We start from the raw sequence: 10,204 nt of genomic DNA, 5'->3' as shown, positions 1-10,204 counted from the left end.
AAGATTTATAAGATTTACAATGCAATAGTTAGACCTCTTCTTGACTCAGCAGTAAAGAGATGGGCTTTTCTCTTTGGAGTTCTGCTTTTAATGGTTGCTGCTGTTTCAATGTTTTACACAAAGGCAGTTGTGGTAAAACTTTTACCATTCGACAATAAGAGTGAGTTTCAAATAGTTATTGATATGCCGGAGGGAACTGCTTTAGAGGAAACTGCCAAAGTTGCTAAAGCAATTGCTAACTATGTAGCTACAATTCCAGAAGTTACAGACTACGAGGTTTACATTGGAACAGCTTCTCCATTCGACTTCAACGGACTTGTTAGACATTACTACTTGAGAGAAGGTGGAAACGTTGCAGATATAAGGGTTAACCTTATAGACAAACATGAAAGAGAACGTCAATCCCATGATATAGCTAAGGAAGAAAGAGAAAAGATTCAACAGATAGCTAAGTCTGTTAACCCAAATGCAAATGTGAAAATAGTTGAAGTTCCACCAGGACCACCAGTTCTATCAACCCTTGTTGCAGAGATCTACGGTCAAGACGATGAGGTAAGAAGAAGGATTGCAAAACAAATAGAGGAAGTGTTTAAGAAGATAGAAGGAGTTGTTGACGTTGATACTCTAGTTGATGCTGACCACTACAAGTATGAGGTTAAAATTGACAGGAAGAAGGCAAGGGAATCTGGTATTACTGAAGATCAAATCGTTCAAACTATTAGCATAGCTTTAAAAGGTGCTACCGTTAGCGTAGCCCATACAGATTATGATTCCGATCCTGTCTCAATCTTTGTAAGACTCCCAAGAGACCAAAGAGAAAAAGTAGAAGACATCTTAAGTCTTTCTGTGATGAACAAGGAAGGAAAACTTATACCTCTAAGAGAAATTGCAAGAGTTGAAAAAGTATTGGCAGACAAGACTATTTACCATAAGAACCTTCACCCTGTATCTTACGTAATCGGTGATGTTTCTGGAGTTTATGAAGCACCAATCTATCCAATCTTAGAAATTAACAAGTACCTTTCAGAACATCCACTTCCTGAAGGGTATAAGATTAACTACTCCTTCATACCACCTTCTATGCCAAAAGACGACTTTACTCCAATGATGAAGTGGGACGGTGAGTGGCAAATTACCTACGAAACCTTTAGGGATATGGGAGCAGCTTTTGCTGTTGCATTGGTGTTAATCTATCTCCTAATAGTTGCTCAGTTCCAATCCTTTGTTATTCCAATGATAATCATGGCGCCGATTCCTCTAACGATGGTTGGTATTGTTCCTGGACACTGGTTGATGACACAAATTGTAGGAAAAACAACTTACTTTACAGCTACCTCAATGATCGGTTTCATCGCTCTTGCTGGAATTGTAGTTAGAAACTCTATCATCTTGGTAGATTTCATCCTTATGAAGAAAAGAGAAGGTGCTCCACTTAAGGACTCTATCATAGAAGCAGGTGCCGTAAGATTTAAGCCAATTGTCCTCACAGCAGCCGCTGCTATTGTTGGTGCAGCAGTAATACTCTTAGACCCTATATTCCAAGGACTTGCAGTATCTTTACTTTTTGGAGTATTTGCATCAACAACTTTGACACTCGTTGTTATTCCTGTTCTCTACTATATGTTTGAGAAGAGAAACTGGGAAAATAATAGTTAGATTCTATGCCCCTCTCTTTTGGGGCTTTTAACTCTTTTCAATCGGGGAGGGTATTATGAAGGTAAAAGAAAGTAAAGAGATCCAACTACAGAAAGTTATTACAAGAAAAGGAGTAGAGTTAATAAAGATAGAGATTGATCCTAACCACTTCTTCTTAGAGCAGAATCCAGAAAAGCCAAGTAAGTACGGTGTGGCTTATAAAGAATTAAAAAAACTTTATCCAGACTTTTATATGTTTTGGGAAATAAAGGATAACAAGTATACAGGAAGACTTTTAACAGGAACTTTCTTAGAAAAAGAAGATATAGATAAGTTCATAGACTCCGTTCTTCAAAATGAAAACTACAAAAACTACAATGACGAAAGGGACGAAATAGAGTAATCCCCTTCGTCCTTTCTATATTTTCTCTATGTCTAAAAGGTTTAACACTGGAAAGTATCCTTCTTTAAAGTAGTTTAAAACTTCTACGTTCCAGTAGCTACCAATAGCCATTCCAACACCAAAAGCAAGCGGAACAGGCATACTCATAATTAGATATATCTTTTCGTAACCTTCATCATAAACCCTATTGAGAGCTTCGTATATTTCTGAAGTCAAATCATTCCAGTTTAAATCAAGAGGTATGGCACCTTTAAAGTTCCTTATTGTAATGTAGTAGTAGTCAAGATTCTTTTCTTCTGCTATGAGTTTTCCTTTATTTCTTACTTCATGGGAGGCAAACTGGAGGGCAACCAAAGCCCCCTTTCCCCCCTTTCCTTTTATTATTTCCTTAACTTCTACAAACTCCAATTTTTCTTTTCTTACTTTTATTGACCGGGAGTTCCTTTCAACATCTATAACTTTCACATAGTTCCCATTCTCAAAATGGTAAACGACACAAGGAATCTTTCCAGTTCCAATTACTGATCCCAGTCCCAAAGCTAAAGTGCTTGGGGAGTAAAAACCAAAATGGAAAGTTTTTCTAATAAAAGGAATTTCTTCGATAATTTTTTCTATTCTTTCTTTAAAAGATTTTGTAATCCAAAGCCAGTTTTCCTTAGGTAAGTATTCTGGAAGTTTGAGGACAAGATCATCTATTTCCAAGAAAGGTTCTAATATCTTTAAATCTACTTTAGCTGACTTGCTTAAGTCCCTTAAGGCACTTTCATCTCCCTTTGTTATTAGAAATGGAATATTTACTTTTCCTTCTTCAAACACTTTGTTCAGTAGGAATATGTTTCCTTTTCCTAAGAGTTTTTTTCCAAGAGTTTTTGAAAAATCTCTCTTTTCTTCCAGGTTATCTGCCAAAAAGTTTCCATCCTTAAAAACTTTTCCAGAAAGGAGAAAGTCCTGGGGTATTTTTCCAAATAAAAGGGTATAGCTTAGAGCTGCTTGATACGATTCACCAATAAATTCTTTATCGAAAACAACAAAAAAGTTTTTTCCAGTGAGTTCACTTACAAAGTTAAGGTTTTCGGGGTTATCAGGAGAGAAGGTTCTGTCGCTAAGAATTGCTATTCCGTTTACCAGTGTCCTTTCCCTTTCAGAAACAACAGGAAAAGAAAAGTGGAGAGGTTCTTCGTTGAGAATCTCAACATTAAAGATTTTCTTTAGAAGTTCTTTAAGTTCCTTTCTAAAAAGGGTCACTCCCGTTTTTACAGCCTGAAAACGAACAGCTGGGAAAGAAGCTTCGAGAGCTTCTTCTATTTCAGAAATAGTAATATGATGATTTCCCTTCTCTGCTTCTTCTAGATACTTTACAGCCTGATTAAGATTCTTAGTTAAAATTCTTGAAAAAATGCTACTCAAGGACAACCTCCGCCTTCTTCATAACTTCGAATATTTCTTTTGTAACATTAGGTATTTTTATATCCTCTAACGTTCCCTTATAGATAGGGAATTTCTGACTTTTAAGGTTTACGTAAATCGTTCCATTCTTTTTAAGGAATTTTTCGTTAAAGTAAAGGTAGATTGACTTTTCCTCTTCATTGAAAAGAATTTTTCCAAACTCTGTATCTTGAACGGTAGAACTGCCGGAAGCTGCAAGAGCTTGATTTATATCCTCTTCTAAAGCTTCTTTAAATGAAGGAGTAAAACTAATAACTCTAAAACTTTCGTCTTCTGATGAAATGTCTTCCAATAAGGAATTAACCAAAAAGCTTATTCTTTCAGCTTCTATGTCCTTAAATTTGGAATGGATTTCATCCTCGTATCCTCTGCCACTTCTTTCACGGGGAAGAGGAACACCCTCAAGAACAGCATCTTTAACAATATTGAAATCTTCCTCTTTTAGTTTTCCAATTTTTTGAGCTTGGAACAAAATGGACAATGGAACAGTCGTAGTCATGTCAACTTCTACGATCCATTTATCCCTCAAGTAATGTTCAAAATCGACGATTAAGTCGTATCTTGTTGCCAGTTCCCACTGAAAAGACATTGGAACAACTTCAGCATAAGAACCTTCGATGTTTACAATAACAACCAAAAGAGGTAAGTTCTCTAAAGGAAATTCAAAAACATCTCCTTCTTCTATATTTTCAGGAGGATACAGAATAAATTCTTCCTTTTCTTTTGTATCTATGTTTAAAAACAACTTATAATCCTCCAACAGACGTTCTAAATAGGTCATGAAATCCTCCAAATTCAGTTTTAATTAACGATTCCTTTGACAAACTTCTGACATAAATACTCTAATAAATAGAATTAACTCTTCTTCCGAGAAGTCTGAAAGAAGTTCTGAAATCTTTGGTCTAAGTCTACTCCAAGCTTTGTGCTTAGCGTTTTCGGATTTATCCTTTAGGAAAGGGTTTTCTTCTCGTTTGTAAATCTCATTCCAAAATCTATAGCAAAGTACTTCAAGTTCCGAGTCTTTTAGTCTTTCTTTTAAAAACTTCACGTAGTCAAAAACCAATACTTTTACAACTTCCGGAATGCTTTCGTCTTTTATTAACTCTTCGAAACTGTATCCTTTGTCATCATTTTCTTTATCACTCTCAAAGGAGTCTGAAAAGCTACAATAGAGCAACCTTTTTTTCTTAACAAACTTGTCCTGAAGAGCATTCTTAACTGTAGCAACTAAGTATCCAAAACGAAGGTTTGGAGCTTTCAAAAGTTTTTCCTTTTTTTCAAGAAGAATAAGAGCTATTTCACTTTTTAAGTCATCCTTAGATTCAAAAAGGTATCCGAATTTATCTCCTATAATACTTTCTAGCTTCGAGACAACTTTTTCAAAATCTTCTTTTGAGTCATAGATCTTCCTTATCTCCATTTAATAGCCCTCTCTATTATCTTTACTATTTCCTCTTTGCAGGTGGAATGAAAGGACGCTTTTTTCAAAATTTTTTCTGGAATTCTAAATATGACCTTTCCATCTCTTCTAAAAATTCTTGCTTCTTCTTTCCAGTGAAAGCTATTTCTTTTTCCTGGACATAGGTGTAAAGGTATCTTTTTTCCTTTTGCAAGGTGAAAGGTTGTCAAAAATATACATTCATAGCTTCCGTTCTTAAACTTAAAGGATATTAAAGGTCTTTCGTATCTTTTTCCAAGATAGATCTTCACTTTTGTTCCTATTTCCGAAACTTTTGCAACCCAAAGACAGGGTTTCTTTCTACAAATGTTTTCAACAATTCCATACTTTCTTAGTTCACTAAGTAGACTCCCCATCTTTATCCCCAAAAACAAAGTCGGTAGGTGTCAGATTTTACACTTCTATTTCGTTTATTAATAATACAAGATTAGGAAATTGGTAAAATAGTGAAAAAAAGTTAAAAAATTGGGGTAAGGATGGTGGAAGAAAAAGAGCTTAAAGAGATAACCCTTTCTGCAATTTTTCACGATATAGGTAAGGTTTATCAGAGAGCTAAGAATTTAAAAGAAAAACATTATTTACTTTCGGGGAGGTTCATAAAAGAGAATCTTAAGAGTCTAGAAGACGCATTTGGTTCAGATTTAAACTGGGAGAGAATAAAAAGAGTAGTAGAAAAGCATCATCAAAAAAAGGAAACTCTTATTGAAAAAGACCTTGATTCTTTTATTGTTCAAAGGGCAGACCATTTAAGTTCTGGACTTGATAGAAGGTACTTAGAATTTAACCAAGAATTTGACAGTAATTATCAAGAAATTCTCCAAGAATTAAAAGAAACTTCAGATAAAAAAGGTGTCTTTGAACCTTTAATTTCTATCTTTTCAGAAGTTAGTTATGATGGAAAAGAGGTTTTAGAGGAAAGACTTTTTCAAAAGGTTGGTTATAAAGTTTCCACTCTTAATTTTGAGAAGGTTTATCCTCAGGAAGACGTAAAAAATACTCCGGAAGATTATGAAACGGTATGGAACGGTTTTATTAACGAACTTTCCAAAATAAAGAACAGTAAGGACTTTGATCAAAAATTTGAGGCTTTAAAAAGTTTAATAGTTAAGTATTTTTGGGCTGTTCCTTCTTACACTTACCATAGTAGAAATATTCCTATTCCCGACGTTTCTCTTGCAGATCATCTCACAACAACTGCTGCAATAGCAACCGCTTTAAAGCTTTACTATAGTGAGATAAAAGATAGAGAAACTTTAGAAAAAAGTTTAAAAGATCCTGAAGAAAAAAAGTTCATCCTCATGTCCCTTGATTTTTCCGGTATTCAAAGGTTTATCTTTCAACAAGTTAAGGATTCAAAAAAGTGGGCTGCGAAAATCTTAAGGGCAAGGTCTTTTCTGGTTTCCTTAGCACTTGAGGGAGTAATAAGGAAGTTTATCAAAGAATTTAGAGGAAACTCCTCGTTAGTTCTTCTAAATGCTGGTGGAAAAGCTTTACTTTTACTTCCAAACTTTAAAGATTCTGAAGAGAAAATAGAGACAGTAAGGAAATTTGTTGCAAGAAAGCTTTTAAAAAACTTTTTTGGAGAAATAAAGATAAAAACTTCTTTTGTGAAAATGTCTGAAAAAGATTTCATAGGAGATAACTTTAACCAGAAACTTAGAGAGCTTTTTAAGGAAGAATCCAAGAAGAGGTTTCAGCTTTTTGAAAAGGAATTTTTTAAGGAAGAAACTGCCACGTTTAACTTGGAAAGTTTTAAAGAAGAAGATTTTTGTTCAATATGTGGAGTTAGAAAAGCAGAAAAACAAAGGTTTGGCGTTAAAATCTGTAAACTTTGCAAAGAACTTGTAGAACTTGGACAAAACCTTCCAAGGATTAGAGAAAAAGGAATTTCTTTAAAGTTTGGTGAGGATTACGAGTTTTATCCTCTTCCTAAAGCGATAATTAACGAGAAGGAAGAAGATTTCACTTACCGCTTTACGTTTAGCTTTGACAATTTTGAAGGTTATCCTGTAAGACTCTTTGCTGGTTATGTTCCTTTAGCTTCCCAAAATATTGAAGAATGGAAGTTAAAACTTCTAAAGGAAGAATGTTTTGATGAAGGAGATCTTAAGAACTATTTCGGAAAATATCTAAAAGGGGAATATCCCAAAAACTTCTGTCACATAGCTTTGGATGGTTTAAGGAAAGAACATGAAGAAATTTTGGGAAGACCTTACCTTGGAGTTTTAAAGGCAGATGTAGATAAGCTTGGATACATCTTTACAAAAGGATTTTTAAAGACAAAGAAAGGTAAGACAATAAACTCTCTATCAAGAACCGTTTATCTAAGTAGAATGCTTGATTTCTTCTTTACAGAAGTCATCACGAAAAAGCTTCTAAATAGTGAAAAGTTTAAAAACATATACAGCGTATTTTCTGGAGGAGACGATTTATTCCTGATAGGAGACTGGAACAGCATAGTTGAGTTTGCAAAGGACCTAAGAAGAGAATTTAGAAAGTATACTGGTGGAGACTTTACCAACTCCAAAGGATTAACAATATCAATAGGTATTTCTCTTTTTAGACCTTCAACCAATGTTTATGCAATAGCGGAGGAGGGAGAAAAGGCTTTAGAAAGATCTAAAAAGTGGAGAAATGCCATAACTGTTTTTGGAAGGACTGTAAGAGGAGATTTTAAAGATGAGAAATTTGGAAAACTTTTAGAAATTGCTGAAAAGATTGAAAGTTGGATAAAAGAGGGAACTCTTTCTACTTCTTTAGTTTATAAACTTCTTGAAATTTCCAGAATGGCAAATGAGGTTGATGAAAACATAAGCAATATGCTTTGGAGACCAAGACTTCACTACTTGCTGGTCAGAAATGTGAAAGGGGGAGAAAATCTAAAAAAGGAGCTTGCAGAAAAAATTAATAAGTGGATAGAAAAATACTCAGAAAATCTTGTCGAAAAAGAAGAAGACAAAAAGGATGACCTCTTTTATATACCTCTTGCAATAGCACTTTATAGGAGGAGAAAGTATGGAAAGGCGTAATCAGAGTTTCGATTTTAAGGTAAAAGATCTTTTAGAAAAATACTTTAAAGGAAATTCCGTAGAAAAAGCTACTATTTTAGGTAATGAGTTTTTTGAATTTGTTCAGAAACTGAAAAAAGAAAAAGTTTCTAAGCACCAGATAAGAAAACACTACCATTATCTTCTTGAAATCTTAGAAAAAATTGAAGCGGATGATGATAGAGAGAGGGCTTTCCTTCTAAACTTACCGAAAATTGCAATGGCTAAAGTGTACATAAACTATGATGCTTCAAGAAATATGAAAAGTAAACTCTTCAAAGAATTTGTAGAGAAATTGGTTGATAAGGTTGTTAATACTAAAAGTCTTCAGACCTTTAAGGATGCTGTTTTTATCTTTGAAGCTTTAGTTGGATATACAGCAGATTTAAGAAGGTAAAAGGGAGGTTAGGGTTATGAAAAGATTAGAGGATATTTTATTTATCGAAGGAAAAATAAGACTTGAGACTGGACTTCATATTGGAGCAGGAAACAGTGAGATAAAGATAGGAGGAATAGATAATCCCGTTGTTAGAGATCCTGTAACCAAGGAACCTTACATTCCTGGTTCTTCTGTTAAAGGAAAAATTAGGATGCTTTTAGAGTTAAGACATGGTCTTTTTGAAGAAGATGGTGGAGTTTTCTCCGTAGAAACGTATAAAAAGATGTTAGAGGACTCAAAAAGAGAAAAGGAAGAGATAGAAACTGCAAAAAATCTTCTGAAACTTTTCGGAGTCTCAGGTGCAGATTTGGGAGATTCAGAAGGAATAAAAGATATTCCTCCAACAAGATTAAGTTTTTACGATTTGAAGTTAACGGAAGAGAGTTCAAAAAAACTCAAAGACAGAGTAGGAAGCCTAATGACAGAAGATAAGGTCGAAGTAAAAATAAACAGAATTTCTGGAACGGGAGAACATCCAAGACACACAGAAAGAGTTCCAGCGGGAGCGGAATTTGAATTTAAAGTTGCTTTGAAAATTTTTGATGTGGACAAAGAAGAAGAACTTTTAGAGCTTATTAGAGAAGGTTTAAAACTTTTAGAGGCTGATTCCCTTGGAGGAAATGGTTCAAGAGGATATGGAAAGATAAAGTTTTTATCACCAGAAGGAAAAGAAGGTGTCTTAAAAGTTACTTCTGTTCTAAGTAAAGAAGAAAAAGAACCTTTGGAACTCTAAGGGAGAGAAAATGAAAACAGTTAAGATAACAGTTAAGCCTGAAACCTCTTTTATTACTCCTTTACAAAGCGATACTATATTCGGGGAATTCTGTTGGCAGTATAGATACCGTTATGGAAAAGAGAGACTTGAAGAGCTTTTAGGAAACTACGATGAAAATCCCTTCATTATCTTTTCGGATGGTTTTCCTAAAGGATTTTTTCCCATTCCAAAGTTTCCTATGAAAAAGAATCCATTAGAAGACGGAGACAGCGAGATTTATGCAGCACTAAAAAAGTTCAAGAAGGTCAGGTTCATTTCTGAAAAACTTTTTAAAAATTTCAAAAGCATGGATGAACTTTTTGAACTTTTCTTGAATGAGTGGGAGAAGAAAAGTTTAGAAAACTTTTTATTCTCTTTTTGGAAGACAGAAGATCAAGTGCACGTTTCGATAGATAGATTTTTAGGAACCGCAAGGGAAGGGGCACTTTTTGAGACGAAGGAAATGTTTTTCGATATAGAACACTTAAATATATATGCAAGGTTTGACGATGAAAAAATAGGTGAAAATGATATTGGAGAAGTCTTAGAAATTATCGGAACATTTGGTTTTGGAGCAAAGAAAAGTTGGGGAAAGGGTAAGTTTAAAGTAGAAGAAGTAAAGGAAGTTTCTTTTTGTGAGCCAAAAGATGCCAACTATTTTGTATCTTTATCTACAGGATTGCCAAAGGAAAAAGAAATAGAAGACTTTTACGCTGAATTTATTACAAAGTATCCAAAACACGGAAACGATGTTTGTAGCGGTTCTATCTTTAAGCGTCCAGTACTTTTAACAAGTTCCGGTTCTGTTTTTAAATTCAGAGAAAAGAAAGAAAGCGATGGAAATGCGCCGATATCTCGAGCTAAAACAAGCCGAGTCACAAATATAATAAAAATACATTTTCAATATTTATGTTTTCTTCATTAAAAGCAGCAGAAAATAGTTCCATAAATTGAGCGTCTTTTTCAGCCCTATATTTTAAAGAATCACTTGAACCTTGAATGGAAAAAGGGTTGGTGATAG

General features: G+C 34.3%; 10 protein-coding genes. 6 read left to right on the top strand and 4 right to left on the bottom strand.

Translation table 11 applies throughout. The features are described 5' to 3' along the window. The coding region (locus tag ABGX27_09320) for an efflux RND transporter permease subunit (protein MEO2069689.1) at nt 1-1,656 on the top strand (1,656 nt) is incomplete at its 5' end. A gap of 55 nt (nt 1,657-1,711) precedes the next feature. Continuing rightward, the gene (locus ABGX27_09315) at nt 1,712-2,038 is read left to right on the top strand and encodes a hypothetical protein (GenBank protein ID MEO2069688.1); all 327 of its coding nucleotides are present in this window, start codon (nt 1,712-1,714) and stop codon (nt 2,036-2,038) included. A gap of 15 nt (nt 2,039-2,053) precedes the next feature. Here ABGX27_09315 and ABGX27_09310 read toward each other — a convergent pair whose 3' ends face one another. Genes ABGX27_09310 through ABGX27_09295 form a run of 4 tightly spaced genes read right to left on the bottom strand, consistent with a single transcriptional unit; the run spans nt 2,054 to nt 5,299 of the window. After that, the gene (locus tag ABGX27_09310; protein ID MEO2069687.1) at nt 2,054-3,445 is read right to left on the bottom strand and encodes an SAVED domain-containing protein; all 1,392 of its coding nucleotides are present in this window, start codon (nt 3,443-3,445) and stop codon (nt 2,054-2,056) included. After that, nucleotides 3,438-4,229, bottom strand: a complete 792-nt coding sequence (locus ABGX27_09305; protein MEO2069686.1) for a hypothetical protein — start codon at nt 4,227-4,229, stop codon at nt 3,438-3,440. Before ABGX27_09305 ends, ABGX27_09310 begins: the two co-directional genes overlap by 8 nt. A 60-nt stretch (nt 4,230-4,289) precedes the next feature. Then, nucleotides 4,290-4,904 (bottom strand): hypothetical protein, encoded by a 615-nt coding sequence (locus ABGX27_09300; GenBank protein MEO2069685.1) that lies wholly within the window; start codon nt 4,902-4,904, stop codon nt 4,290-4,292. Beyond that, nucleotides 4,895-5,299 (bottom strand): hypothetical protein, encoded by a 405-nt coding sequence (locus ABGX27_09295; GenBank protein ID MEO2069684.1) that lies wholly within the window; start codon nt 5,297-5,299, stop codon nt 4,895-4,897. Before ABGX27_09295 ends, ABGX27_09300 begins: the two co-directional genes overlap by 10 nt. Before the next feature lie 120 nt (nt 5,300-5,419). Here ABGX27_09295 and cas10 point away from each other — a divergent pair, with 120 nt between their 5' ends. From cas10 to csm4, 4 genes are read left to right on the top strand one after another with little or no spacing between them, the layout of a single operon-like run. Further along, nucleotides 5,420-7,972, top strand: a complete 2,553-nt coding sequence (gene cas10 / locus ABGX27_09290; GenBank protein ID MEO2069683.1) for a type III-A CRISPR-associated protein Cas10/Csm1 — start codon at nt 5,420-5,422, stop codon at nt 7,970-7,972. After that, entirely contained in the window at nt 7,959-8,387 is a 429-nt protein-coding gene (gene csm2 / locus ABGX27_09285) for a type III-A CRISPR-associated protein Csm2 (protein MEO2069682.1), read from the top strand. Before cas10 ends, csm2 begins: the two co-directional genes overlap by 14 nt. Before the next feature lie 16 nt (nt 8,388-8,403). After that, complete coding sequence (gene csm3, locus ABGX27_09280) at nt 8,404-9,162, top strand: type III-A CRISPR-associated RAMP protein Csm3 (protein MEO2069681.1); 759 nt, start codon at nt 8,404-8,406, stop codon at nt 9,160-9,162. Between the two features lie 10 nt (nt 9,163-9,172). Next, nucleotides 9,173-10,108, top strand: a complete 936-nt coding sequence (csm4, locus tag ABGX27_09275; protein MEO2069680.1) for a type III-A CRISPR-associated RAMP protein Csm4 — start codon at nt 9,173-9,175, stop codon at nt 10,106-10,108. The last annotated feature ends 96 nt before the right edge of the window (nt 10,109-10,204 follow it).

This window comes from Desulfurobacteriaceae bacterium, assembly GCA_039832905.1.
GTDB lineage: Bacteria > Aquificota > Aquificia > Desulfurobacteriales > Desulfurobacteriaceae > Desulfurobacterium.
Note: the sequence above shows the minus strand (reverse complement) of the source record. Positions and strands in the feature narration are given on the sequence as shown.

Excerpts from the sequence above, each read along its gene's own strand:
- ABGX27_09300 (MEO2069685.1), bottom strand. The coding sequence starts at position 4,904 with ATGGAGATAAGGAAGATCTATGACTCAAAAGAAGATTTTGAAAAAGTT.
- csm2 (MEO2069682.1), top strand. The coding sequence starts at position 7,959 with ATGGAAAGGCGTAATCAGAGTTTCGATTTTAAGGTAAAAGATCTTTTA.
- ABGX27_09295 (MEO2069684.1), bottom strand. The coding sequence starts at position 5,299 with ATGGGGAGTCTACTTAGTGAACTAAGAAAGTATGGAATTGTTGAAAAC.
- cas10 (MEO2069683.1), top strand. The coding sequence starts at position 5,420 with ATGGTGGAAGAAAAAGAGCTTAAAGAGATAACCCTTTCTGCAATTTTT.
- csm3 (MEO2069681.1), top strand. The coding sequence starts at position 8,404 with ATGAAAAGATTAGAGGATATTTTATTTATCGAAGGAAAAATAAGACTT.
- ABGX27_09315 (MEO2069688.1), top strand. The coding sequence starts at position 1,712 with ATGAAGGTAAAAGAAAGTAAAGAGATCCAACTACAGAAAGTTATTACA.
- csm4 (MEO2069680.1), top strand. The coding sequence starts at position 9,173 with ATGAAAACAGTTAAGATAACAGTTAAGCCTGAAACCTCTTTTATTACT.